The 24,390-nt window shown below is 46.7% G+C and carries 26 protein-coding genes, 1 tRNA gene and 1 riboswitch; of the genes, 11 read left to right on the top strand and 16 right to left on the bottom strand.

From position 1 onward, the window contains the following. The first annotated feature begins 90 nt into the window (after positions 1-90). Complete coding sequence (locus tag NSQ38_RS04590) at positions 91-222, top strand: hypothetical protein (RefSeq protein ID WP_260986711.1); 132 nt, start codon at positions 91-93, stop codon at positions 220-222. Between the two features lie 307 nt (positions 223-529). On the opposite strand, the gene speB is transcribed toward NSQ38_RS04590, so the two are convergent. After that, positions 530-1,399 (bottom strand): agmatinase, encoded by an 870-nt coding sequence (gene speB / locus NSQ38_RS04595; protein WP_017691305.1) that lies wholly within the window; start codon positions 1,397-1,399, stop codon positions 530-532. Between the two features lie 15 nt (positions 1,400-1,414). Continuing rightward, complete coding sequence (speE, locus tag NSQ38_RS04600) at positions 1,415-2,242, bottom strand: polyamine aminopropyltransferase (RefSeq protein WP_017691306.1); 828 nt, start codon at positions 2,240-2,242, stop codon at positions 1,415-1,417. 412 nt (positions 2,243-2,654) lie between these two features. Here speE and NSQ38_RS04605 point away from each other — a divergent pair, with 412 nt between their 5' ends. Beyond that, positions 2,655-4,733: a PBP1A family penicillin-binding protein gene (locus NSQ38_RS04605; RefSeq protein WP_339787419.1), complete on the top strand. Its 2,079-nt coding sequence runs from the start codon at positions 2,655-2,657 to the stop codon at positions 4,731-4,733. A 202-nt stretch (positions 4,734-4,935) separates the two neighbouring features. On the opposite strand, the gene NSQ38_RS04610 is transcribed toward NSQ38_RS04605, so the two are convergent. Next, entirely contained in the window at positions 4,936-5,439 is a 504-nt protein-coding gene (locus NSQ38_RS04610) for a YwhD family protein (RefSeq protein ID WP_076217003.1), read from the bottom strand. 101 nt (positions 5,440-5,540) lie between these two features. Here NSQ38_RS04610 and NSQ38_RS04615 point away from each other — a divergent pair, with 101 nt between their 5' ends. The 5 genes from NSQ38_RS04615 to NSQ38_RS04635 all read left to right on the top strand — a co-directional run bounded on the left by NSQ38_RS04615 (position 5,541) and on the right by NSQ38_RS04635 (position 10,608). Further along, positions 5,541-7,532 carry a M1 family metallopeptidase gene (locus NSQ38_RS04615; RefSeq protein WP_339787422.1) on the top strand — a complete coding sequence of 664 codons (1,992 nt, stop codon included), beginning with the start codon at positions 5,541-5,543 and terminating at the stop codon, positions 7,530-7,532. A 10-nt stretch (positions 7,533-7,542) separates the two neighbouring features. Continuing rightward, the gene (locus tag NSQ38_RS04620) at positions 7,543-8,394 is read left to right on the top strand and encodes a hypothetical protein (RefSeq protein ID WP_338589817.1); all 852 of its coding nucleotides are present in this window, start codon (positions 7,543-7,545) and stop codon (positions 8,392-8,394) included. A gap of 245 nt (positions 8,395-8,639) precedes the next feature. Then, positions 8,640-8,777: riboswitch (cyclic di-AMP (ydaO/yuaA leader) on the top strand. A gap of 39 nt (positions 8,778-8,816) precedes the next feature. Beyond that, positions 8,817-9,251: a C40 family peptidase gene (locus NSQ38_RS04625; protein ID WP_240768339.1), complete on the top strand. Its 435-nt coding sequence runs from the start codon at positions 8,817-8,819 to the stop codon at positions 9,249-9,251. Positions 9,252-9,606: 355 nt separating this feature from the next. Beyond that, positions 9,607-10,101 (top strand): GNAT family protein, encoded by a 495-nt coding sequence (locus tag NSQ38_RS04630; RefSeq protein WP_339787424.1) that lies wholly within the window; start codon positions 9,607-9,609, stop codon positions 10,099-10,101. A 150-nt stretch (positions 10,102-10,251) separates the two neighbouring features. Continuing rightward, positions 10,252-10,608: a cytochrome c gene (locus NSQ38_RS04635; protein ID WP_036607288.1), complete on the top strand. Its 357-nt coding sequence runs from the start codon at positions 10,252-10,254 to the stop codon at positions 10,606-10,608. Positions 10,609-10,682: 74 nt separating this feature from the next. On the opposite strand, the gene rbsK is transcribed toward NSQ38_RS04635, so the two are convergent. The 4 genes from rbsK to NSQ38_RS04655 all read right to left on the bottom strand — a co-directional run bounded on the left by rbsK (position 10,683) and on the right by NSQ38_RS04655 (position 12,551). After that, positions 10,683-11,666: a ribokinase gene (gene rbsK, locus NSQ38_RS04640; RefSeq protein WP_339787427.1), complete on the bottom strand. Its 984-nt coding sequence runs from the start codon at positions 11,664-11,666 to the stop codon at positions 10,683-10,685. A 44-nt stretch (positions 11,667-11,710) separates the two neighbouring features. Beyond that, positions 11,711-12,007: a 4a-hydroxytetrahydrobiopterin dehydratase gene (locus tag NSQ38_RS04645; RefSeq protein ID WP_062838136.1), complete on the bottom strand. Its 297-nt coding sequence runs from the start codon at positions 12,005-12,007 to the stop codon at positions 11,711-11,713. 30 nt (positions 12,008-12,037) lie between these two features. After that, complete coding sequence (locus NSQ38_RS04650) at positions 12,038-12,193, bottom strand: hypothetical protein (RefSeq protein WP_167483873.1); 156 nt, start codon at positions 12,191-12,193, stop codon at positions 12,038-12,040. Between the two features lie 64 nt (positions 12,194-12,257). After that, entirely contained in the window at positions 12,258-12,551 is a 294-nt protein-coding gene (locus NSQ38_RS04655) for a hypothetical protein (RefSeq protein ID WP_074092938.1), read from the bottom strand. A 233-nt stretch (positions 12,552-12,784) separates the two neighbouring features. On the opposite strand from NSQ38_RS04655, the gene motA reads away from it, so the two are divergent. Then, a complete protein-coding gene (motA, locus tag NSQ38_RS04660; protein ID WP_017691317.1) occupies positions 12,785-13,585 on the top strand; it encodes a flagellar motor stator protein MotA in 801 nt (266 codons plus the stop codon). Next, on the top strand, positions 13,572-14,390 hold the full coding sequence (gene motB, locus NSQ38_RS04665) for a flagellar motor protein MotB (protein ID WP_338589808.1): 819 nt from the start codon (positions 13,572-13,574) through the stop codon (positions 14,388-14,390). The genes motA and motB overlap by 14 nt, the downstream gene beginning before the upstream one ends. A 213-nt stretch (positions 14,391-14,603) precedes the next feature. Here the strand turns inward: motB and rluF are convergent, their stop codons facing one another. Next, positions 14,604-15,305: a 23S rRNA pseudouridine(2604) synthase RluF gene (gene rluF / locus NSQ38_RS04670; protein WP_338589806.1), complete on the bottom strand. Its 702-nt coding sequence runs from the start codon at positions 15,303-15,305 to the stop codon at positions 14,604-14,606. 18 nt (positions 15,306-15,323) lie between these two features. Next, positions 15,324-17,663, bottom strand: coding sequence for an ATP-binding protein (locus tag NSQ38_RS04675; protein WP_339787429.1), 2,340 nt, complete (start codon positions 17,661-17,663; stop codon positions 15,324-15,326). Between the two features lie 332 nt (positions 17,664-17,995). On the opposite strand from NSQ38_RS04675, the gene tadA reads away from it, so the two are divergent. Next, positions 17,996-18,496 (top strand): tRNA adenosine(34) deaminase TadA, encoded by a 501-nt coding sequence (gene tadA / locus NSQ38_RS04680; RefSeq protein ID WP_339787431.1) that lies wholly within the window; start codon positions 17,996-17,998, stop codon positions 18,494-18,496. A gap of 234 nt (positions 18,497-18,730) precedes the next feature. Beyond that, positions 18,731-19,300, top strand: a complete 570-nt coding sequence (locus NSQ38_RS04685; RefSeq protein WP_249913816.1) for a GNAT family protein — start codon at positions 18,731-18,733, stop codon at positions 19,298-19,300. A 237-nt stretch (positions 19,301-19,537) separates the two neighbouring features. Here the strand turns inward: NSQ38_RS04685 and NSQ38_RS04690 are convergent, their stop codons facing one another. From NSQ38_RS04690 to pdxT, 7 genes are all read right to left on the bottom strand, one after another. Next, positions 19,538-20,632, bottom strand: coding sequence for a hypothetical protein (locus tag NSQ38_RS04690; RefSeq protein WP_315939820.1), 1,095 nt, complete (start codon positions 20,630-20,632; stop codon positions 19,538-19,540). 234 nt (positions 20,633-20,866) lie between these two features. Beyond that, complete coding sequence (locus tag NSQ38_RS04695) at positions 20,867-21,019, bottom strand: small acid-soluble spore protein P (RefSeq protein WP_036607296.1); 153 nt, start codon at positions 21,017-21,019, stop codon at positions 20,867-20,869. Positions 21,020-21,040: 21 nt separating this feature from the next. Continuing rightward, positions 21,041-21,217, bottom strand: coding sequence for a hypothetical protein (locus NSQ38_RS04700; protein WP_339787434.1), 177 nt, complete (start codon positions 21,215-21,217; stop codon positions 21,041-21,043). 25 nt (positions 21,218-21,242) lie between these two features. Continuing rightward, positions 21,243-21,584 carry a hypothetical protein gene (locus NSQ38_RS04705; RefSeq protein WP_124118848.1) on the bottom strand — a complete coding sequence of 114 codons (342 nt, stop codon included), beginning with the start codon at positions 21,582-21,584 and terminating at the stop codon, positions 21,243-21,245. Between the two features lie 194 nt (positions 21,585-21,778). After that, positions 21,779-21,867 (bottom strand) — tRNA-Ser (locus NSQ38_RS04710). A 194-nt stretch (positions 21,868-22,061) separates the two neighbouring features. Continuing rightward, a complete protein-coding gene (gene serS, locus NSQ38_RS04715) occupies positions 22,062-23,345 on the bottom strand; it encodes a serine--tRNA ligase (protein WP_091039248.1) in 1,284 nt (427 codons plus the stop codon). Between the two features lie 274 nt (positions 23,346-23,619). Beyond that, positions 23,620-24,210 (bottom strand): pyridoxal 5'-phosphate synthase glutaminase subunit PdxT, encoded by a 591-nt coding sequence (pdxT, locus tag NSQ38_RS04720; RefSeq protein WP_091039250.1) that lies wholly within the window; start codon positions 24,208-24,210, stop codon positions 23,620-23,622. Between the last annotated feature and the right edge of the window lie 180 nt (positions 24,211-24,390).

The following is a 24,390-nucleotide window of genomic DNA, read 5'->3' on the forward strand; positions in this document are numbered from 1 at the left end:
CATACGTGCTATAATTCATGTTATGGACTTTTGAATATCGGTGGATGTTTTCCAGACCACGGCGTAGCTTCCCGAAAGGGGGTGACGTCGATGGTCAAACTTGTGGCGTTGCTTGATGTAATCCGATGGATTGCTGCGATCCTCAGTATTGTACTGAGTGGGCGAAAGCTTTACCGTTGGTTGCGCAAAAAGTTTCGTAACAAGCGAAAACCCACCTCATAAGGTTGGACGCCTGACGGTGGGTTTCGCTTGAATAGCATTATTTAGTTCATGCACGCCGTGGCAATCCACAGCCTTTCGGGTCCTAAGAGTCTTTACCGTTGACGCGGTGAAGACTCTTTTTTAGTATATGACCGAACCCGATCACCATATACTTCACGATTGTAATATATCAATTAATATACTACTGAATACTATGTAGTCAGTATAGCACAGCTCTGTCCAAAAGTTAACAATACAAAACGCCCTCCCCTGCGCAAAGTTGAACCCGCGCAGACAGAGAGCGTTATACTTATCGATTATTCTGTGATTATTTCACGAATCCAAGCAGCATTTCACGGATCAGCTTCGCAGCTACAATCTGTGTCTGTTGTGTTGGATCATAGATTGGTGCAACTTCAACCAAGTCACAACCAACTACATTTACATCAGATCCTGCGATCATATGGATGGCTTCCAGCAGTTCCTTGGACGTAATGCCACCCGCTTCTGCTGTACCTGTTCCTGGTGCTGCTGACGGATCAAGCACATCGATGTCGATGGTCACATACACCGGACGGTTGCCCATCTTGGGAAGAGCTTCTTTCATCGGAGCTGCCACTTCAAATGGATAGAAGTTGATGTTCTCGCGACCGTACTGGAACTCCTCACGGGAGCCGGAACGGATACCGAACTGATAGATGTTTTGGCCACCCATCAACTCAGCCGCTTTACGTACTGGTGTGGAGTGGGACAATGGCTCGCCTTCATAGTTTTCACGAAGGTCAGCGTGTGCATCAATATGAATCAGGATAAGATCCGGGTATTTCTTGTACATCTGTTGGATGACTGGCCAAGTAACCAGATGCTCGCCACCGAGACCAACTGGGAATTTGTCGTCAGCGAGCAGACTGCCGATGTATTCATGAATTACCTCAAGGCTGCGTCCCGCGTTACCGAAAGGCAAGAGCAAGTCTCCAGCGTCAAAGTATGTCATGTCTACAATGCTTTTGTCGAGATATGGGCTGTACTCTTCAAGTCCAACCGATGCCTGACGGATATGAGATGGGCCGAAACGGGAACCCGGACGGAAGCTGACGGTGTAATCCATCGGCATGCCATAGATAACCGCTTTGGAGTTCTCATAATCCTCAGAGCTGCAAATAAATACGTTTCCTGAATAAGCTTGATCCAGTTTCATTAATGATTTCCCCTTTTATTTCGTTAAATCTTCCACGAATTTAGGAAGTACAAATGCTGCTTTGTGCAGACGCGGAGAGTAATACTTGGTATCCATCTCCGGGATTTGAGTCTCATCCACTTCGAGCGGGTCATGTTTCTTGCTACCCATGGTGAATGTCCACAAACCACTTGGATAGGTTGGAATATTACAGCCGTACACATGTACGATCGGGAAGATTTCTTTGACGTCTTTGTTCACCTTCTGGATCAGATCCGCCTTGAACCAAGGGTTATCCGTTTGGGCAACGAAGATTCCGTCTTCTTTCAATGCTTCGTAGATGCCTTGGTAGAACCCACGCTCAAACAATGGAGCAGCAGGGCCTACAGGCTCGGTGGAGTCTACGATGATCACATCGTATTCATTTTTATGTTCAATAATATGCATGTAGCCGTCGTTTACGAGCACTTCAACATTAGGCTCGTCCAACTTGCCGGCGATTTCAGGCAAATATTTTTTAGAGTATTCAATAACTTTACCGTCGATTTCGACGAGAACTGCTTTTTCTACAGCAGCATGCTTAATGACTTCACGAATGACTCCGCCATCGCCGCCACCGACAACCAGAACTTTTTTCGGATTCGGGTGAGTGTTCAGCGCAGGGTGTGCCGCCATTTCGTGATATACGAATTCGTCTTTTACAGTCGTCATCACCATGCCATCAAGAAGCAACATGTTACCGAATTCTTCGGTCTCTACCATGGCCAAATCTTGAAAATCCGTTTTCTCTGTAACATAGGTCTGCTTAATCTTCGCGGTGATCCCGAATACCGGGGTCTGTTTCTCCGTAAACCACAATTCCATAATCTCTACCTTCTTTCCGTAAAGTTAATGATCAGCCATACCCGAACAAGTGCTGTGCACTATAATCGGTTCGCCCAAGCACGTCCAGCGTTCGGCGCCATATCGCGTTATCATTGCTGGCCTGCGGGAAAGGTCCGCGGTTCACTTCATTATATAGATTAAATTGACCAGAGCGTGCAGAGCGTCTGACTAATCAATGAATCAATGACCATTCGTCTGTTCGTCCTTACGCGCTTTAGTATCTTGTGCCGAATCTTACCTTTTCATTACCCTTTTGCATTATACGCGATTGACGTTTATACTGCAAAACGGTTTTCAAGGCGGAAATGCTACATTTTGTTTGCTTATGCACCCGATTGAATATCCCTGCCAATCAAGTCCCATACTGGAAGAAAAGAGAGGAGCCCGTTCCATGACCAAGCCAAATCAAAAGACCCGCAAACGCGGGTTCCGTTTACGAAAATTCATTAAAAACCTGTCTCTGCTCGCCGTGCTCGCTATACTTGCTACCGCTGCAGGATTGGTGTACCTATACGCAACCAGCCTGCCTCTCGCAGACTCTGACCGGAATTCCAGATTACTGGACAGTCAGGGTGAAGTCATCGCTACCTTCTCCGCAGGTGGCAAAGACTCTGTACCCGTTCAACTGGAGGATATCGCTCCAGATCTGGTCAATGCCACTCTCGCTGTAGAGGACCGCAAATTCTATAATCACTACGGGTTCGACGTGCAAGGGATGGGACGGGCTGTGCTCGTTAACCTCGAACATATGCAGATGTCGCAGGGTGCGAGTACATTGACTCAACAGCTGGCGCGTAACCTATATCTATCTCATGAGAAAACATGGACTCGCAAAGCCAAGGAAGCCATGTACACGGCGCAATTGGAGATGAAATACAGCAAGGATGAAATTTTGCAGATGTATCTGAACGAAATCTATTATGGGCATGGTGCGTACGGAATCGAAGCGGCTTCGCGAATGTATTTTGGCAAATCAGTCAAACAGCTGGATCTTGCAGAGAGTGCCATGCTGGCAGGAATCCCGAAAGGACCTACCTACTATTCACCCTATAACCATATGAAGAATGCCAAAGACCGACAGAAGATTGTGCTGAATGCCATGGCTGATATTGGTAAGATCACCCAAGCCGAAGCGGATAAGGCCTATGAGAAAATGCTTTCGTTCAAACCGGAAAGTGAGCGTAAAACGGTGGAAAGTGCCCCGTATTTTCGTGACTATATCCGGAATCTGGCCATCAAAGAGCTGGGAATCAGTGAAGCGATGCTGGATCACGGAGGATTGAATATCTACACCACCCTGGATCTGCGTGTACAAAAAGCAGCTGAAGACGCCATAGCGAAGGGTATGGATGCCAAAAGTGAGCTGGAGACGGCCCTCGTGTCCATCGACCCTCGTACGGGCTACATCAAAGCCATGGTAGGCGGCAAGAATTATCGCACCAATCAGATTAACCATGTACTGGCGACAACGCGCCAGCCAGGTTCGGCGTTTAAACCCATTATGTATCTGGCAGCCCTGGAATCCAAGCAGCTCACCAGTGCATCCATATTTAACAGTGAACCTACCCTTTTTCACTATGACAATGACCGCAAAACCTATAAACCCGGCAACTTTGGAGACAAGTATCTGGGTGAGATTGATCTAAGACAGGCGATCGCCGCTTCAGACAATATCTATGCGGTGAACACCATTATGCAGATCGGTCCTGAGCAGGTTGTGAGTATGGCAAAAAACCTTGGCATTACAAGCAACCTGAGCGCCGTACCTTCTCTTGCACTGGGAACGTCACCTGTCAGCCCGCTGGAGATGGCGTCGGCCTTTTCCGTCATTGCTGCTGGTGGACAACGGACGCCACCTGTAGCCATTCTGCAAGTGACGGATGCCGCAGGACGTGTACTCTATGAATCGCCTCAGACGAAGGCTGAGACCGTTGTGGAACCTGCGGCAGCTTATGTACTGACACGTTTAATGGAAAGTGTCTTCGAAAATGGAGGAACGGGCAACCGGGTGTCTAAGGCGATCAAACGTCCGGTAGCGGGAAAAACGGGAACAACCAACACGGATGCCTGGCTCGTTGGATTCACACCGGAGCTCTCCACCGCGGTATGGGTTGGGTACGACCAAGGCAAAGCCATCTCAACTTCGGATGGCCGCCGGGCGGCTCCGATCTTTGCCCAGTTCACAGAGCAGGCACTTGCGAGCGTACCACCCAAAATCTTCACCGTGCCTGATCATGTCGTAAGTGTCTATATTGACCCGGAATCCGGCAAGCTGGCAGGCAACGGTTGTGAAGAGAAACGGCTGGAAGTTTTTATTGATGGTACTGAACCGACAGAGGTATGTCATGGCACGACGGATGATTCGGATTCTGGAGAAGATGAGAAGACCCGTCAGGTACAGAATCAACAAGGCATACAGGAAGAGAAACATTCCTGGTGGGGAGATTTCAAACGTTGGTGGGTAGAATGACGCAAATGCGCGATGACTTAATTGCGTCACCTATAACCTCTGGTTATATTGAACAATTGGAAATTCACTTCGGATGAAAACTCATAATTATTCAGATCAATGAATACGATTAATGCACAAGCAAAAGACCCCCAGCCGAACTTTCCGGTCAAGGGGCCTTTTGCTTTTTTTTGCTTTTATACTTTGTTGAAAATGATCTGCCTTAGGCGAGTGCTTCCTTCAATACATCTGGAGAAGCATTCCACCATTCTTCGTTGTGTGAGATCAGCAGTGTCTTAAGTGCAGCTCGAGCTTCAGGTCCAAGCTCATCCAGCATGAAGCGACGCTTCAAGGCATAATCCATGCGATTCACATGTTCCGCCAGCAGTTTCCACCCACGTCTTGCTTCCGTATCAATCCACATCTCACATGCCGTTGCTCCACCATACAGTTGACCTTCCTCCGTGCGATCGACAGCTACCCACACCAGCCATACTTGGCGTCCGTTGGGCACATCTTCACGATTGGTAGAGAACTTGATATTGCGTTCCACTTTGCTCTTCGCATGCATCGCACCGATATCGATTTTGGCTTCGCCATTATCAATAATGACCGGGGAAAGGTTATTCAGATCAATGGAGCCTGCACCGAAGCCTTTATGCTTGCTTTTTGCACTAACGATATTCAAGGCAATCTGTTTTTTGCCGTTTTGCTCGTTTTGGTCCATGTTTATAGCCTCCAAGGGTTGATACAAATATTTTAACTAATAATTGGCCCATTGCAAACATATACATGCTGTAGATGCTTGTCAACGGGAGGTATTTAACGATGATTCCACGACGCGCCAAGAGCTGGCTCACCGCATCCCTGGCCCTGTGTGTGCTGGCCGGAGGGATATGGATCACTCTGGGTTATACTCACTCAACTCATTCCGAATTGCCAACACTTGCCCCGGAATTGGGCAAGCCCAAGGCAATAGCCCCAACGCCAGCACCTCCAGAAAGTGTACAAACCCCTACTGCCGAAGTGTACAGCAACCGTGTTGTGGAATATCACATGGATGTAAAACTGGTCGAAGGGAATGTACTGGAAGGGACTCAGACGATTACCTGGACACATCCAGGTAAAAAAACCGTCAGCGAGCTTTATTTTCATATGTACCCCAATGCCTTCTCTTCTGCTGACACCACCTTTATGAAGGAATCCGGTGGAAAGCTTCGTGGTGATGTCATGCCTACCAATGGTTATGGCTCCATGAACATTACCGAAATGAAAACGGAGGACGGGCTCTCTCTGCTGCACCGAATGCAATATGTGCAACCAGATGACGGAAATATCAAGGACACCACCCTCATTAAAGTACGCTTGCCCAAACCCGTTAAAGGCGGGGAAAGCATCACACTCCACACCCGATTCGAAGTGAATCTGCCGAAGATTTTTGCCCGAATGGGAACTGCTGATAATTTTGTCATGGCAGGTCAATGGTTTCCCAAATTAAGTGCCTATGAACCTGTGGGCAGGCGTGGACGAACAACGGAAGGCTGGAATCTGCACCAATACCATGGCAATTCAGAGTTTTACGCCGACTTCGGTATATATAGTGTGCGTATTCGGGTGCCTGAAACATACAAAGTTGCTGCTACCGGATTTCCGACGCAACAAGCCGTGGTGAAGAATGGAGAAAAGGTCTATCAATTCTATGCCGATGATGTACATGATTTTGCCTGGGCAGCTTCACCGGATTTTGTCTACGCCGAGGAACCCTTCTCTGCACCCAATGTGCCTGGTGTACGAATCAAGTTATATCTGGACCCTGCTCATCAGGATCTGAAAGAACGTTATTTCTACGCCGCGAAGGCCGCACTAGCCAATTATAGCAAATGGTTTGGTCCATATCCTTACGCTACCTTATCCATCGTTGTTCCACCCAAAGCGGGGAACGGTGCTGGAGGTATGGAATACCCTACGCTAGTTACGGCCTTTGGAGCCGATGATACGACTCCAGGTTATGACCTGGAACGTACCGTAGTCCACGAGATCGGACACCAGTACTTTTACGGCATGGTTGCCAGCAACGAATTCGAGGAAGCCTGGCTGGATGAGGGGTTCACCTCTTATGCAGAAGACAAACTGATGGAGCAGGAATATGGATTGATTCCGAATCTGCCGGTACAATCGGGCCTGATTACGTCTCCTTCATCTTTAACACAAGAATCCTGGAAGTTCGATTCACAGAATGAGTATGCAGCCAATGTCTACACACGTGGCAAGCTTGTATTGCTTGGTATTGAACATCAAGTCGGTACCAAAAAGATGGAACGCATTCTCTCTACCTATGTGAAGAAGTACCGCTTCAAACATCCCACTTCGGCTGATTTTCAGAACGTAGTGGAACAAGTGACCCGCACTTCCTGGTCTGATTATTTTGACCAATACGTCTATGGTAACGGGATGGCTGACTTTGCTGTAGAGCAGATTCGTGTTACGCCGGTACAGAAAGACGGTCAAACATGGTACGAGTCATCCGTGACGATCGCAAAAAAAGGAAGTGATTACAACGCCGTTCCTGTTCACTTTGCTTTTGAAGACGGGCATATCCTCACCAAACAATGGAATGGCAAAGAAGATCGCATCACCTATAAATTAACTCACACATCCCCCGTATCCTGGGCCATGACCGATCCCCTGTACACGATCGTGCTGGAGAACCGCCATATGAACAATTTCCTGAAATCCGGACTGGATGAGCAAGCAAAATCCCGCTGGAGCATGAGTGTAACCAAACTAATAGAAGCCATATTCGGAGGTCTGTCATGGTGAGGTGGAAACGGTGAAAGCAAAAATACGTGAAGGCTGGTTTCTCGTCCGTCAGCATATGTTCATTGCCGCACTCTTATTTCTCTATCAACTCATTTGGGGATATTTCTTCTATCGAATGGTACAATCGGCCGTCATCCCACTGCTCCTGCGCTATCCAGATGCTGATGCAGGGGAGCTGAGTACACTTTTGTTCAAAATGGAAAGCCAACTTAACCTGTCTACCCATCCGGAGGTTCATCGTTATCTATGGATTCTAGGGGGCATGCTGCTGGTTCGCATGTTGATCAGCCCCCTCATTCAGGCAGGACTACTCTACTCACTTCAGCACTTTAACTCTACAGAAGAGCGCATCCCCTTCGTCCGCGGAATCAAAAATCTGTGGAAACCGATGCTGCTGCTCCACACCATACGTACATTATTGATACTTCTGCCCGCCTACTGGCTCATACCGAAGCTCTACTCGATTCTCATGGACGGATTTCATTCCCTTCAATTACTTTTGCCTGGTATACCTTATGTTGCTGCCTGGATTGTATATGGTTGGATCATCCACCATGCCGTGCTCTACATGCAGTTCGGTGTTTCGGCACCAGAAGGAGAAGGCGGGGCTCACGGTACCCTCAAAGCACTCTGGATTGCACTGCGTCATCTCATCGCCGTAATCGGTATTGCACTCCTGCTGGGCGGAGTTCACCTGCTTATCTTCGGGGCATTCACTTCAGCCTCATGGTTATTAACGGGACTTACCGGACTTATACTACAACAGACGTATCCACTTGCGAGATGTCTATTGAATCTGTGGAAAATATGCAGCCATTTCCGATTATGGCAGTCCAAAATGTCCAAAGGTGAGAGCAGATAGTTTAAAAATTGTTACCATCACATGTTAAACTTATGGCCTAATATGTACTTATAAATAGGCAAACCTCAACCTTTCCCCGTCAAAGGTCGAGGTTTTTTTTGCTAAATTTGTTGCTAAACGTTGCCAAAGCCGTACTCCTCTGTTACAATAATCGCAGTGAGTTTTTAGTAACAACTTTGTAATCTTTACATTCATATTTGTAACTACTTAAAATTAAATCGTCATTTCTTGATTTCGCAGGTGCATAACTAGCATAGCCAAATTCCTGGCACCTGGGAAGCGGGGGAACCAGTTATGGGTGAATTGATCTTGCTACAGAGGGATCATAGGGGACCTTCAACCGAATCCTTAAGCTAACCTCGCAGGCGTTGGAAGGGGAATATCTCTTGTTCAAGAAGAAATTAACCGCAGCTGTACTTAGCATCACATTTGCATTATCGCTTGGTGCAGGTAGCGCATTCGCAGATTCAAAGATGGACACAGTAATTGATTCAGCAATGGGAACTACATACAAAAGTGGGGGAACAACGCTTAACGGCTTTGACTGCTCCGGATTTACACGGTATGTATTCGACAAATTGGGTATTGATTTGGCACGCCAATCCAGTTCCCAATTCGACATGGGCGATTCCGTATCCCGCATGGAAATGAGAGCTGGCGATCTGGTATTCTTCAATACAACAGGTAAAGGCGTATCTCATGTAGGAATCTTTGTAGGGGATGGAAAGTTCGCACACTCCTCTTCTTCCAAAGGCGTTACGATCAGTGCATTGAGTGAAAGCTATTGGGCCAACCGTTATGTTGGCGCGAAACGGATTATGAGCACGGACGCATATGAATCACTGGCCCTTGACTAGGGACAAGCTGAGCAACATGATGCTGTAACCATTAACCATACTGGAACGAAGCAAGAAGCATAACAGAACCGCCCGGTACATTCTCCGCAGGAATGTATCCGGCGGTTTTTTTGTGCTTCAATCCTTATTCATGTTGCAAGTTATACTCGGGGCATATCCTGCGACATCAACAGGTTCATTTTGCGTTCGTTCGTCCGTGCCCTTATGATGTTTTTACCCATCCCGTTATAATATAAACGAAATTACCGGAACTTTTGTTTCATTTTTTTTCTTGGGAAGGAAGACTTGCTAAATGAACATCACTTTTGTAGAGTGGACAAAGAGTTCTGTTTCAAGGAAAGGAGCATGCAGGTGTATGAAGGAAACCCCTGTGACGTTTCACGTTGTACCCATGCGAGAAGAACATGCGGAGCTTATCTGCAGTTGGCAGTATGATCCGCCTTACAATATCTACAGCTGGCTCCCCTGGGAGCAGATGAAAGCTCTGGAAGTGGAATTCGGAGATGCACAGCTGCGGCAGGAGCAATATGCAATCGTCCTGGATCAGAACGATCGTATATGTGGGTTTGCTCAATACTTCCCACTTCAAGGGGTAACCCGGATTGGCCTTGGCATGCATCCAGAGCTGTGTGGTCAGGGTCAAGGGACAGCTTTTGTCACTGCCATTGTACAGGAAGCCATTCGACGAAATCCCACGAATGAGATTGATCTGGAAGTACTCACTTGGAATGCTCGTGCCATTCAAGTCTATCTGAAGAGTGGATTTGTCACCCAGGATACATACGAACGACAGACCCCAACCGGCTTGAAGCCCTTTCACTGTATGGTTTATGAAGGGCCTCGCGGTTAGAATCCATTGCAAAACAACCAAATTTGCCCCTTGTTATGTGATTAGTTCAAAAAATTCCCACAAAATGCTATGATGTCAGTACAGGTTCCGTTATAATGATATGGATAGTTTCAGGTTAGATGATCTTTCATTCTGGAGGGGACATAAGGGATGCACAAATGGATCATGAGCGGAGTATTTTTTGCAGCATGCGCTTTAGCTATTGTTTTAATGTTTACGCTTCCAGGGAAAGAAGAAGTGGCTGAAGAAGCCAAACCAACCATGCCGGAAGTAACATTGGATGCCGGACAGGCTGAAGCACTGGTCAAAGCCAATTGTATCTCCTGTCACGGGGATCAGCTTCAGGGTGGCGTAGGACCTGCTCTGGCTAACATCGGTAGCCAGGATGATCTGGAGAAGATCTATTCTACGATTGTCAAAGGTAAAGGTGGTATGCCTTCCTTCAAGGGCAAGCTGCAGGATGAAGAAATTGCAAATATCGCCATGTGGCTGTCAGAGAAAAAATAATCTGTGCACGCACATAACGAAGAGGCGCTTAATCCCCTTTTGGGAGAATAAGAGCCTCTTCGTTATACCAATTATTAGGCCTCTGTGGCATGCTCAGCCAGAAAGGCCTCAACTTCACGTGCGGACGGCATCCCGGACTGGGCGCCGAGCTTCGTCACGGATAACGCGGCCGCACCCATGGCGTAGCCTACGGCCGCGTCCAAAGTCTCACCGCGCGCGAGGGCTACCGCCAACGCGCCGTTGAAGCAATCGCCAGCGCCGGTCGTATCGACGGCGCTTACGGCGTAGCCGGGCGCACGGCACGCGCCGGCACGCCCTGCTTGTACGCGGCCGCCAGGCGCCGCCGCGTACACAGCCCCCTCGGGGCCGAGCGTCGTGACGACAGCGGCCCCGAGGGATGCGGCGAGCTCTGCGACCGCCGCATCCAGGTCTTCCGGCCGGAGATGAGCCCGGCCGGTAAGCACGGCAAGCTCACTGCGGTTCGGCGTGACAACGTCGACGCACCGCAGGAGCTCCTGGGGCAGACCCGGCACTGCGGGAGCCGGGTTGAGCACCACCAGTGCGCTGCCTTCAGCCGCCAGTTGGGCGGCGCGGGTAACCGCTGGCAGCGGGATCTCCAGCTGCAGCAGCACCGCTGCGGCTGCAGTCAGGCTTTTTACCGTATCCGCCTCTTCCAGCATCTCAGGCACCACTTGTCCATTCGCACCAGGAATAACGATAATCCGGTTGTCTCCCCGAGAGAGCCAAATGGAAGCCGTCCCTGTAACCGTTTCTTCCAATATGCGAACCTGCGAGGCATCTGCACCACTTTCCGTCAGACTGTGCAGCAGACGTTCGCCAAAACCGTCCGATCCCACCGCACCAATCATCGTCGTCTGTCCACCCAGACGCGCAGCGGCAACAGCCTGGTTCGCCCCTTTGCCACCAGCGAGATAATGCAGCTCCTCACCGCTCACCGTCTCTCCCTCTTCCGGAATCGTGTCTGTCTTCACCACGAGATCCATATTGAGACTGCCTACGACAGCAATAAGAGGTTGTTTCTGATTATAGTCTGACATGTATGGTTCACTCACTTCCGGCCGCGCGATAATAACCGACCTTGTTATTCCGACCTCATTTTGTCATAAGCTTCGTTATATTGCCCTGCTTCCTTGATATCTACAGATGTGATACCACCCGCATCCCATGACGTGAGACGCAGCGTAACCGTTGTATAATCAATCGTAATAAAAGGATGATGATTGAATGCTTCCGAGATCGCAGCGACCTCATCCACAAATGCAATCCCTTTCATGTAGTTGGAGAACACGAATTTACGTACAATCCACCGTCCCTCTTCCAGTTCCCAGCCTTCCAGCCTTCCCAGATGAGCTTCGACTTCCTCTTGCGAAAAAACCATGCGTTATCTTCCTCCCCATAGGATGGTACATTACAGACGTGAGTCCGTATAACCACCGACACCTTCGGCGCTATCAACAGCAACCTCAAAGGCCAGGCTCACCGCCATGCGGTTGGCCCATTTCACGACTAACATCTTACCACGGACAAGCTTCAAAATCCAATCAACTACATGGCATAGAACCACTAACCATAAGGCTTTGAGGGCAATTCCAATTCCATTTATACCCCTGAAAATGCATGTAAACACACTAAATTAAAGGTACAAATGTCAACTCTTCTTCCCCGATCAAAATATGAATACGGTGCTGTTCCTTATCATGGATGACCACACCACTTCCAACTGGAATAACAGACTCCTCGCCCAGCGCATAGAACAAATCCTCCGCCAACGCCTCATCCACTTCAAGTTGGTCAGATGCAGCCAGTCTCTCCCACTCTTCCGCGTCCATTTCAAAGAAAACATACCGATCCGGTATGCGTCCGATTGCCGTTGTCAGATCTGTCAAAATTCCTTCATAATCCCGTCCATGCTTTACGCCCATTGGCTTTTCACTCCTATTCGGCCCCTAAGGAGCGGATTTGATCTTATTATACCTGAAAATAGCCCTTAAAAAAAAAGGCCTTCTGGTCGATAAATACATATATGACCGTTTTAACTGTTTTAGCAACCGTAAGGAATGCCTAACATTGAACGGATTGCGGCCAAAAATTCGTCCGGAAGCCCGAATACAGCCGCTTGAAAGGATTCAATTTTATCTCATGGATGAGGTGTATGATGAACATTTCAACGATTATTGGACTAGTTTTTGGACTGGTCTCCCTTGTACTCGGTATGTTCCTGAAGGGTGCGCCCTTAATCAACCTGGTTAACAATCCGGCAGCCTACGTTATTATCTTTGTTGGTACGGCAGGAACTATCTTTATCGCATTTCCAATGTCTGAAGTTAAGAAAATCCCTAAGCTTTTCGGGATTATTTTCAAAAATCAAGTACTTATTGATCGAGTGTCTCTGATCGGCACGTTTATGGATTGGGCTTCCACTACCCGTCGTGAAGGTTTGCTTGCACTGGAATCAAAAGTAGAAGAGATTGACGATCAGTTCCTTCGTGGCGGTATGCGTATGATTATCGACGGCAACGATCAGGAATTTGTAAGTGATGTACTGATGGAAGATATTCATGCTACAGAGGAGCGCCACCGTGGCGGTGCCTTGATCTTCGCTCAGGCGGGGATGTACGCGCCAACGCTCGGGGTTCTCGGGGCCGTTGTAGGTCTCATCGCAGCACTTGCCGATCTCAGTGACATGGAGAAACTCTCCCATGCGATTGCGGCAGCATTTATCGCAACACTCCTTGGTATATTTAGTGGTTACGTGTTATGGCACCCGATGTCTAACAAGCTGAAGCGGATGTCCAAGCAAGAAATGGAGATCAAGCTGATGATGGTTGAAGGATTGTTATCCATACAGTCTGGTGTATCCACCATTGCCATCAACCAAAAGTTATCCGTATTCCTGACACCTTCCGAACGTAAACAACTGGAAGAGAAGGAGGGATCATCAGGTGAAAAAGGCTAAAAAGCACGAACCACATGAAGAACATATAGACGAGAGCTGGTTGCTTCCCTATTCTGACTTGATGACCTTGTTGCTTGCCCTGTTTATCACGTTGTTCTCCATGAGTTCACTCGATGCAGCCAAGTTCGAGCAGATGGCATCCGCACTAAGCAGTGCATTGAATGGAGGCTCCGGTGTTCTGGATCATACGTCCATGAATCCGGATACGCCAGGTGCCGATCTGGGTAAGAACAAACAGGAACCTACAGAAATCACCAAGAAAACACCAGCTCAGATAACGGATGCACAGATGGCTCAAAAAGAACAGGAAGATCTGGAGAAGCTTAAGAAAAGGCTTGACCAGTATATCTCGAAGAACGGACTTTCGGACCAGCTGAATACCAAGCTGAATCAGTCTGAATTGAAGATCACCATCAGTGATAACGCCCTGTTCTCCTCAGGCCGAGCAGATGTGAAGCCTGAATCACGATCCCTGGCCAAAGCAATCTCAAGCATGCTGCAGGAGTTCCCTGAATATGAAGTGGTGGTATCCGGTCATACCGATAATATTCCCATTTCGAACAACCAATATAAGGATAACTGGGATCTGAGTGCAGATCGTGCGCTCAACTTCCTGAAAATCCTGTTGCTGAACACACAATTGGACCCTTCCAAATTCACACCAAGTGGTTATGGAGAGTATCATCCGATTGCCAGTAATGACACCAATACCGGACGGGCACAGAATCGCCGTGTAGAGGTATCTATCATTCGGAAGTATCAAAGTAACAATACAAATGTAAAAGCCGTTGGCGGAGGAAACTAGAGGCCTGCAGCGATTCATTAACCAAAGACCGTTCTCCAGGTACAAGGAGAACGGTCTTTTGGGTTTATATAAAGCTTATGCTTGGTTTATCTCTACATTTTTTCACACTATTTGCGAAGATTCACCTGTCGTCATTGACCTTATACCAAAAAGCCCTGCGCTCCTTTTCGGAAAGCAGGGCTTCAATCAGTTAATTAGTCAAAGTCGAATCAACTATTCCAGTGAATAGTCCAACAGACCGCCCAGCTCCGCTTTTTCAGCAGGGGTAAGCTCTCTCCATGAACCTGTCGCCATTTCTCCAAGATGAATGTTCATGATCCGAATACGCTTCAACTTACGAACCTCGTAGCCAAAGGCACTACACATCCGCCGAATCTGACGGTTCTTTCCTTCAGTCAGGATGATACGGAATACTCGATCCGTCATCCGGGTCACGGTACAAGGCAGGGTCATTTCACCCAATATCTTCACCCCAGTGCTCATACCTCTAAGGAAACTCGGGGTTACAGATCGATCAACAGTAACGATATACTCTTTCTCATGGCGTCCTTCTGCTCTAAGTATCCGGTTAACGATATCTCCATCATTGGTCATCAGGATCAAACCTTCCGAGTCCTTATCCAAGCGTCCAATAGGAAAGATACGTTCATCGTGTCCGACAAAATCAACGATATTGCCCTGAATATGCTGCTCAGTTGTACTTGTGATTCCAATCGGTTTATTCAGGGCAATATATACGTGTTTTCTCTTTTCCTTGATCGGCTTGCCATTGATTCGTACATCGTCGCCTTCTTCTGCCTGACTGCCCAGTTCAGCCTTAACTCCATTAATGGTTACCTGACCACTATCCACCAACTTGTCGGCTTCACGCCGGGAGCAATAACCTGTTTCACTAATAAATTTATTAATACGCAAAAGGTAATCTCACCTCATCTATTTCTCTTCATCTGTAAGTGGTTCATCCGTTACCTGATCTGCCTCAATAACCTCCGGTTGTTGCTCGGATGCAGGCAGTTCAATGATAACCGTTGTTCCCTTGTTCATGACGCTTTTAATATCCATCATGCCCTTATGTGATTGAATAATGCGCTGACTGACCATCAGACCAAGCCCTGTCCCAGACTCTTTATTCGTAAAGAAAGGCTCCCCAAGCTTGGGCATCATCTCTTCCGGGATACCGATGCCTTCATCCCTGATCTCAATTCTGACGCGTTTCGACTGCTCGTCATGCTTGAGCTTGATATGGATACTTCCTCCATTTGGCATGGCCTCCATACCGTTTTTCAGCAAATTGATGAATACCTGCTTCAACTGGTTCTCTTCACAGTGTACCATAGCCGAATCGGATGAGGCACGCAGTACAAATTCTACACCATGCAGATGCGCCTGACTATCCAGTAACGAGATGACATCGCCAAGAATAAAACGAATGTCCCGATTCTGAAAATGAACCGCCTGCGGTTTCGCTAAAATCAGAAATTCACCAACAATAAGGTTGATGCGATCCAGCTCCGATAACATCAGATCCAGATGACGATGATTCAGCTTGTTGCTCTCTTGCTGTAACTGCAGGAATCCGCGCAGTGTGGTCAATGGATTACGAATCTCATGTGCTACACCTGCTGCAAGCTGGCCCACGGTTGTTAGCTTCTCAGAACGTCTGAGCAGCTCTTCCATCCGATTACGACTTGTAATGTCCCTGGAGACACTAATAAGTGCGGTAATCTCTCCAGCCTCGTCTCGTACCGGAGCCGTACTGACACTGACCTCTACTCGGGTCCCGTCTTTCTTCATCCATGTGGTTTCGTTGGACGTAATGGACATGCCCTCAACGAGTTGGGCATGCTGACGTTTCATTTCTTCTTCTGCCTCTGGCGGGATAATCTTCAGATGACGACCTTCCACCTCACGACTTCGAAAGCCATATAATTGTTCAAATGCGCGGTTAACCCGCAGTACTTTTCCTTCAAGATCCGTAATGTGAATAGCATCCGCTGTCTGATTGATGATGGATTCCAGATGCTCTTTCACCGCCCGATTCTCTTCATACATCTGTTTCAGACGGCTCGTATAATGGCCCAGATTACGAATCATGGCATTAATACGATTGGCCAGTTGGCCAAGTTCATCCTTCCTCCGTACTTTCAGCCGGAAATCAAAGTGTCCATCCGCTACATCATTCACTTTGCCCAATATGGATTGGATCGGACGTGTTATATAGCCTGCGAGCAGATAGCTGCCAAAGATCACAATCTCCAGCAAAACCAATGATATGGAGGCATGGCTAACCAACTGCTCAGATACCATGGAGGAGATTTGCTTATAGTCCATGACAATACTGATCACATAGGAAGACTGATTGGGTGTGAAAATGGGAATAAAGCTCTTCAGTACCTTCTGTTCATGCGTTTCACTGACAAAAGATACATTTTGCCCTGTTCGAATGGCGCGCACCACAGCACGATGATCCTCATCCGTAGAACCATACTGGTATGTACCAAAACGAATCGGTCTGTTATTCAACTTGCTAAAGTTCGAATCTCTTCCGTCATCACCCATGTTGGGGCTGCCGAAAGTCAACGGATTGATGCCTGTAATCTCCAGAATGGAGGGATTGACCTCACGGATTTTATTCAAAATCTCATCCGGACTAGAGATTTTCACATAGTCATCAACTTCCGTATTATTATAGAAGGGATTGATTATGTAGTTTCTCTTTCCATCGTGGTAGTAACCCCAGATATCAATATCCGAAGGACTGGATGTCGAATATTCAAATCCATCTGACCAGAAATGCTCCAACTTCTGCCCTTGGGGAATCGTTACCTGTTGTTTTTCAAACAACTGCTTAAAGGCCTGATACCAGTAGGTCATGGATTTGGTGGACAGCCCGAGTTCTCTCGGATCCGAGGAGCGGCTAACCACAATATCATCATCCGTCTGCTCCATTAACGAGATATGCGAAACGCCGACCTTTTGGCTCAAGCGTACAAGTTCTTCATTTGTGATATTATTAATATCCGGGTCCAATTCTTCAGCCGCCATAACAGCAGCAAGCCACAGATTGTTTCCAATCTGCCGTTTTACATAATCCGAACTGTATTGATTCTGTTCGACAGCAATTGCAATCTGCTTTGCAGTGAGCACCATCTTGGTTTCACTGTCCTGCCTCAGATTCTCTTCTGTAGTATAATAACTCAGTGCGATATTCAACACTAAAATAACGAGCACTGAGCACGACATAATCATGGATAATTTCGTTTTAATAGACAAGTTTTTTTGTTCACCTCTCGGCTTGTACCCTCTGGCGATATATGGCAAAACCTATCTCCATCATAACGCTTGTATGACTTTTTGAAAAGGATAATTGACCTGTGTCCAAAAGTTACCGAATGAATGAAAAGCTCGAAATTCGTTGTTTTTTGCATTTTCGAACTCTACAATGAAATTAATCACTATATTTATCCACATACCCACAGGCTTGTGGATAGTTTGTTTATAACTATGTGAGCAACTACACGGTTATCCACAATTCTATACACAACATGTTAACAACCCGAATACTTGTTCGCTGAATAAACGATTTTGGAAGGAGTTATATAGTAATGACTGAACATTTTCTCCAGACCGATCTTGCGCATTTATCTGAGGAAGCTCAGCATGAGCACTGGATGCGAGAGGCCATTGCTGAGGCTTACAAAGCCGAAGCTCTTGGGGAAGTTCCGATTGGAGCTGTAATCGTACAAAATAACCAAATCATTGGTCGAGGATACAATCTGCGTGAAACTACGCTGGATTCTACCGCCCATGCAGAGATGGTAGCTATTCGTCAGGCCAGCGAGACCATTGGAGCTTGGCGTTTGTTGGATTGTTCTCTGTACGTCACACTGGAACCTTGTCCGATGTGTGCAGGTGCAATTGTACAATCCAGGGTCCCCCGCGTAATCTATGGTACGGCTGATCCCAAGGCAGGCTGTGCAGGTACACTGATGAACCTGCTACAGGAGCCTCGTTTTAACCATCGCACCGAGGTGATTCCGGATATCCTTCAGCCCGAATGCTCTACGATGCTAACTCAATTTTTCAGAAGTCTGCGTAAAAAATAAACTATATAAATTGAAACTAAACATTTACACGAGAACGTAGAGGACAGAAATGACCTGAAGAAGCAACGCGTTCGCCTTTATCCCCAGATTTCCACCTCTATAATATAGAATCGAAAAATCGGGGGATAACAGCGATCGGAAGGTTGTTCTGTCATCGGAGTGGCAAGTGTAATATTCTTTAGTTCAATTCATATAGCACTACAAACATCCCAATTAGAAAGGAAGTGTGCTGTAATGGCACTAACACTCTATGATACAGCCAATGGCATAAGCCTTCGGTTGCTCACACCCCAGGATACACAGTCCTATCTGGACCTGATTCAGGTCACACGCGTCCCCTACCAGTCTGTAGAACCCGTGCGAGACGATGAATTCTATACACTGGATGCTCAGACTCGGCGGATTGAGGATCGGGTCAAGGCAGCAGAAGAAGGTACAGGATATCAATTTGGAATCTATACCATTAAAGACAGCCTGTTGATTGGACAAGTAAGTATCAACAATGTCGTATTAGGCGTTGCCAATTATGCAGATATGGGTTACTTTATCCATCCAGATTATCAGGGCGGCGGACGAATGACAGCAGCGGTTAAACTGGCCGTAGCTTATGGCTTCCGTGCGCTGAAGTTAAATCGGGTTCAGGCTGCAGTATTGCCCTCCAACAAAGGTTCACAGCGCGTACTGGAGAAGAACGGATTCCAGTTTGAAGGTACTGCTCGCAGATACCTCAAGATCAACGGCAAATATCAGGATCATCAGATCTATGCTGTACTTGCTGAAGACTTGGGCGAACTTGCGAATTAATTAATTTAGAAGTTCCCACACAAAACTGTCTGTATTTCCAATTTAACAATATACAGATAAAACCGCACTATCCTAGTTATGTAGGAAAGTGTATAGATCACCAGCCACGATTTAAAATCAAAGATCAATCATTTTGCGGATATCCCCTCATACGCTGTGTAACAAAAAAACCGCCTGTATCCAAGCGGAAGGAGATTATCCTTCACTTGAATCACAGACGGTTTGAACTCAGCGAGATTAGTATCCGTATGAAGCGTTCATCAATTCTTCGAACTCTTGCATAGTAATTACGTCATCGCCAGTAGGGATGTTGATTTTGAATGCTGCTTTTTCATTAATCTTGGTGTACGTATTGGAACCAGTAAATGCCAATTTCACTTCGTCTTTTGTATCTTCCGGCTTGATTAGCACATCAGCGACCATCTTTTGATATACAGGGAAGTCGTTTTTGTCCAATGCGAAATCAATGTTGAATTGGTTGATTGTCAGAACATCTTTCAATTTATCCAAGTCTTTAGCCATTTCAGCCTGATCTGCTTCAGTGATCTTCAGATCTTCTTTAGCTTTGTCGATATCAGCCTGATCCATTTGCAGCATTTCACGATATTCCTCTTTGGACAGAATATCCAATACTTTAGGCATAGCTTTTGTTACCAGTACAGTAACTGCTTCTTTAACATTGTCATTATTCACCGAGAATTGTACAACCTGCTTCGCATCTACACCTTCAGGAAGTTGTGCATCTTTGGTGTCTAGATTTTTGAAGAATTTAGCTTGATCGTACTCGCTCAGCACTGCGTCCATGACTTCGTTGCTCAGCTTTTGCGTTTTGGCTGCGTCCATAGCATCCGGGTTCCATTCTGTACCCTCTTGCTCAGCCAGTTCTTTCAGATCAAGTTCCAGGAATTTGCCAACAACGTTCTCCGGAATTGGGAAGAACGGAATATTCGGCACTTTCACATAGAGTTTCTCAGCTGTCATCACCATTGGAATGGTAAAGGTCATACCCATATCGCCTTTAAGCTCGATGCCAAGAGTCATCTCTGTCTGCATTGGCTCACTTTGGTATACACCTGTTACATTCAACTGAGCATCCTTCAGCATGCTCATAAACTGAGTCATAGTAGGATCAGTTTGTGAAGCATCCCCAGGTTTATAGCTCAATTCATTAATTGTAAAGTTGGAACTCATTTCATACGAAGTCAATTTGGAAGCATTGGCCGCAGCCGTCTTCAATGCCTCTTTTGGCTCCTGCTTGCTGCTACATGCTGTCAATGCCATAGATACGGTCAACAGCAACGTAAGAAGAAGCGCCCCCATACGTTTAGTCATTTGTTTCTCTCCTCTCGTGATAACCCCAAAAAAAGTAATTCAATATCAATGATATACCATATCACCAGATACCGAAACCTAATTTGGGAAAAATGTGATCTTTCCTCTTTAAAATGGCTACAAAGACCTATGTCAGCTTTGGGAATATGCGTGTGCCTGTCTTTATATATGTATGAATACGCAAAAGCCCCCTGTTAGGTAACAAGGGACTTTTGCGTGAATCTGTTTCTTCTATTAACCTTGGGGGTTCAAATGATCCACATGATTTTGATTTTTTACTTTTTTGGAACCGGATAATGGCTCCTGCATGGAAGAGCGTTTGGATGAATGACGATGCTGTTCGGATGCTTGCGCTTCCGGTACGGGAATTGTTTTTGGTTTGCTCATATTATTGCCCCCTCATCATTGTTAGGAATGGGATGGGTCCCTGTCTTCCGTTTTGTCATGATTCAGTGCATCCTGATGACGGCGATCATTAATATCTTGCTGAATTTGCTGGGCATGATGACTGTTTACGCCAGGCTGCTCCAGATCATCGACTACATTTTGCAGGTTTTTGTCTACTCCCGCTTTGGCTTTAGTCAATTGAGTTCACTCCTTCAGAATCAGGCTATTGTCTCGTTTGGGATTGTAACGACTGGGCGCATTCATGAATGTGCCGTGTATAATCGTGAGCCAGTTCCTGAATCGGTTCTGTACGCTCATCTGTCGTTCGTCCATCCCGTTCCACATCAATCAGCTGTACGCTGACTTCACGCGAATCGACATATGCACATTTGAAATCAAAAGAGTACATCTCGTGCCCTGCTGTAGCAATGTGTATCCGAATCGCCTGCTGATCGGCTTCATCGGCCATTACCTGAGCCTGGTCTCCAACATTCAGGACTTGAGGCAAACGTTCTTGCCAAGCCCCTACAAGCTCTGTCTGATCGATGTTTAACTCGCGGTTCATCTTACCACCTCCACTCCTATATAAAGTGCGGCGATGAAGATGTTTTTATACATATTAACCTTAATCAAAATATAACGTTGTACTGTGCAACGTATACATCGGTCACCAACCTGTATGCTCATTACGTTTAACAAACTCACAATGCAAAAAAGGACCCGAGCGAGATCGCTCGAGTCCTTGTTATAAGTGTAGTATGGCGGAGAGGGTGGGATTCGAACCCACGTGGAGTTGCCCCCTAACGGTTTTCAAGACCGCCCCGTTATGACCGCTTCGGTACCTCTCCAGGGAATTAAGTTTTATAAACTTGCCACGAAAAGTATCATACCACATCTCGACATTATAATGCAACCTTTTTTATATCAAAATTGATAATCCCGTGTCAGACAACTGCCTCGGCTTTACAAAACACTCCAATCCGCCATTCCAAAATGACGGATTGAATTTGTATTCCTCTTGATGAGGATGGTTAACTAACTCTTAAGAGCGATGTGCAATCACACTGGCGCCGCCCATATAAGGACGCAATGCTTCAGGAATAACAACCGTACCATCTTCCTGTTGATAGTTCTCCAGGATAGCGGCTACCGTCCGTCCAACGGCCAATCCTGACCCGTTCAATGTGTGCACAAATTCCGGTTTAGCTTTTGGCTCTCTGCGGAAACGGATATTGGCACGACGTGCCTGGAAGTCCTCACAGTTGGAGCAAGAAGAAATTTCACGATAGGTATTACTCTCAGGCAACCATACTTCAATATCATACGTTTTAGCTGAAGTGAAGCCCATATCTGCCGTGCACAATGTCAGAACGCGATACGGTAAGCCCAACAATTGAAGCACACGCTCCGCATTTTGAGTCATTTGCTCCAACTCTTCATACGAAGTCTCTGGAGTAGAGAGCTTGAGCAGCTCTACTTTGTTGAATTGATGCTGACGAATCAAGCCGCGTGTATCCCGTCCAGCCGAACCGGCTTCAGAGCGGAAACAAGAGCTGTATGCCACAAAGTGCTTAGGCAATTGATCTACATTCAGAATCTCTTCGCGATGGTAGTTCGTTACCGGGACTTCAGCAGTAGGGATTAGATAATATTCAGTATCTTTCAACTTAAACAGATCTTCTTCGAACTTAGGCAGTTGACCTGTTCCAAACAAGCTGTCCCGATTCACGATGTATGGAGGCAGAATCTCTTCATATCCATGTTGATCGCTGTGCAGATCCATCATGAAGTTGATCAATGCACGTTCCAGACGCGCACCCAGACCTTTATAAAAGGTAAAACGGGAACCTGTTACTTTGGCAGCCGCTTCAAAATCAAGAATATCGAGATCCTGCGCAATTTCCCAGTGTGCTTTTGGTGCAAAAGTAAATGACTTCGGCTCTTCCCAACGACGAATCTCAACATTGTCGTCTTCAGAAGCTCCAATCGGTACACTTTCGTTAGGAATGTTCGGAATCGCCATTGTGAGATCATTGATCTTCACTTCCAGTTCCCGAACTTCTTCGTCCATGGCTTTGATTCGATCAGAGACTTCGCGCATCTCCACAATCAGATCATCAGCATTCTCACGATTCTTCTTCAGTCTAGCAACTTCCGCAGAGACCGTATTCCGACGGCTCTTCAGTGTTTCACTCTCTTGAAGCAATTCCCGACGCTTGGCATCCATCTCGGTAAATCCAGCGATAAGATCCAGCGATTTGCCACGTTTATTCAATGCTTCTTCTACACGCGCATACTCATTCCGCAATATTTTCACATCAAGCACGATATACCCCTCCTAAATAACCTCACAACGTGAAGCCTTATGTTAAAATCCATTCTCAAAACTCTACTGTATATACCTTACTATATACTTATCGGAACCTGTAACCCAAAAAAAAACCTATATCCCCGGTGTTACCCTCCGCTGCGATTCCCGCTATGAAGCAGATACAGGCAACATCAGGCATCCGTTCAGATGCAACTGCCATCCAGCGGCCTTACACGGCTTCTGGGGAAGTGATCCGATGACCGGGAGATCATAGGTTGTACATCATGCATTATTTAGAGTCTACCGTGTGTTTGTAGGATCTGGCCATGTCTACAAAATAAGTATGCAGACGATAGTCATCCGTCAACTCCGGATGGTAGGAGCAAGCCAGCAAATGCCCCTGACGAGCGGTAACAATCTCATCCTTGTATGTGGAGAGAACTTCGACCTGGTCTCCGACACTCTCGATCAAGGGCGCCCGTATAAACACAGCCCTTACCGTTTCCTCAATGCCTTTGACTGGCAAATCCGTCTCAAAACTTTCTCTCTGCCGTCCAAATGCATTTCGGGATACAGTCATATCCATTAGCTCCAAATGAGCTTCCTCTTGCCCTGCAATGTGTTTAGCCATAACGATCAAGCCAGCACAGGTACCAAACACAGGTTTGCCTTCAGCAGCAAACGCGCGAATGGCATCCATAAACCCATACTTGCGCATCAGTTTACCGATCGTTGTGCTTTCCCCGCCAGGAAGGATAAGACCATCCAAGTCCTCCAATTGCTGAACCTGTTTGATAGCCACACCTTCTGCTCCAGCACGTTCAATACTTCGAATATGCTCTGTGACAGCTCCTTGAAGTGCTAAAACGCCGATCTTCATACGCTCATTCCCCTTCTCTTACCAGCCACGATCTTGCATATTGGTAAACGAACATTGTACTTTTTTACTTCATCATACGTGAATTCTAACTTGATATTTTACCGGAAAAATTGTAAATATACAATCCATCCGGTCGGAATAACTTGTATTTTGTCAATGATATGATCACATATACATCAA

This window comes from Paenibacillus sp. FSL R7-0313, from assembly GCF_037969885.1.
Classification (GTDB): domain Bacteria; phylum Bacillota; class Bacilli; order Paenibacillales; family Paenibacillaceae; genus Paenibacillus.

Excerpts from the sequence above, each read along its gene's own strand:
- NSQ38_RS04605 (WP_339787419.1), top strand. The coding sequence starts at position 2,655 with ATGACCAAGCCAAATCAAAAGACCCGCAAACGCGGGTTCCGTTTACGA.
- NSQ38_RS04705 (WP_124118848.1), bottom strand. The coding sequence starts at position 21,584 with ATGAACCGCGAGTTAAACATCGATCAGACAGAGCTTGTAGGGGCTTGG.
- NSQ38_RS04655 (WP_074092938.1), bottom strand. The coding sequence starts at position 12,551 with ATGGGCGTAAAGCATGGACGGGATTATGAAGGAATTTTGACAGATCTG.
- NSQ38_RS04590 (WP_260986711.1), top strand. The coding sequence starts at position 91 with ATGGTCAAACTTGTGGCGTTGCTTGATGTAATCCGATGGATTGCTGCG.
- pdxT (WP_091039250.1), bottom strand. The coding sequence starts at position 24,210 with ATGAAGATCGGCGTTTTAGCACTTCAAGGAGCTGTCACAGAGCATATT.
- NSQ38_RS04635 (WP_036607288.1), top strand. The coding sequence starts at position 10,252 with ATGCACAAATGGATCATGAGCGGAGTATTTTTTGCAGCATGCGCTTTA.
- NSQ38_RS04690 (WP_315939820.1), bottom strand. The coding sequence starts at position 20,632 with ATGACTAAACGTATGGGGGCGCTTCTTCTTACGTTGCTGTTGACCGTA.
- NSQ38_RS04645 (WP_062838136.1), bottom strand. The coding sequence starts at position 12,007 with ATGGTTTTTTCGCAAGAGGAAGTCGAAGCTCATCTGGGAAGGCTGGAA.
- motA (WP_017691317.1), top strand. The coding sequence starts at position 12,785 with ATGAACATTTCAACGATTATTGGACTAGTTTTTGGACTGGTCTCCCTT.
- NSQ38_RS04695 (WP_036607296.1), bottom strand. The coding sequence starts at position 21,019 with ATGAGCAAACCAAAAACAATTCCCGTACCGGAAGCGCAAGCATCCGAA.
- rbsK (WP_339787427.1), bottom strand. The coding sequence starts at position 11,666 with ATGTCAGACTATAATCAGAAACAACCTCTTATTGCTGTCGTAGGCAGT.
- NSQ38_RS04610 (WP_076217003.1), bottom strand. The coding sequence starts at position 5,439 with ATGGACCAAAACGAGCAAAACGGCAAAAAACAGATTGCCTTGAATATC.
- tadA (WP_339787431.1), top strand. The coding sequence starts at position 17,996 with ATGACTGAACATTTTCTCCAGACCGATCTTGCGCATTTATCTGAGGAA.
- NSQ38_RS04685 (WP_249913816.1), top strand. The coding sequence starts at position 18,731 with ATGGCACTAACACTCTATGATACAGCCAATGGCATAAGCCTTCGGTTG.
- speE (WP_017691306.1), bottom strand. The coding sequence starts at position 2,242 with ATGGAATTGTGGTTTACGGAGAAACAGACCCCGGTATTCGGGATCACC.
- speB (WP_017691305.1), bottom strand. The coding sequence starts at position 1,399 with ATGAAACTGGATCAAGCTTATTCAGGAAACGTATTTATTTGCAGCTCT.
- NSQ38_RS04630 (WP_339787424.1), top strand. The coding sequence starts at position 9,607 with ATGAAGGAAACCCCTGTGACGTTTCACGTTGTACCCATGCGAGAAGAA.
- NSQ38_RS04615 (WP_339787422.1), top strand. The coding sequence starts at position 5,541 with ATGATTCCACGACGCGCCAAGAGCTGGCTCACCGCATCCCTGGCCCTG.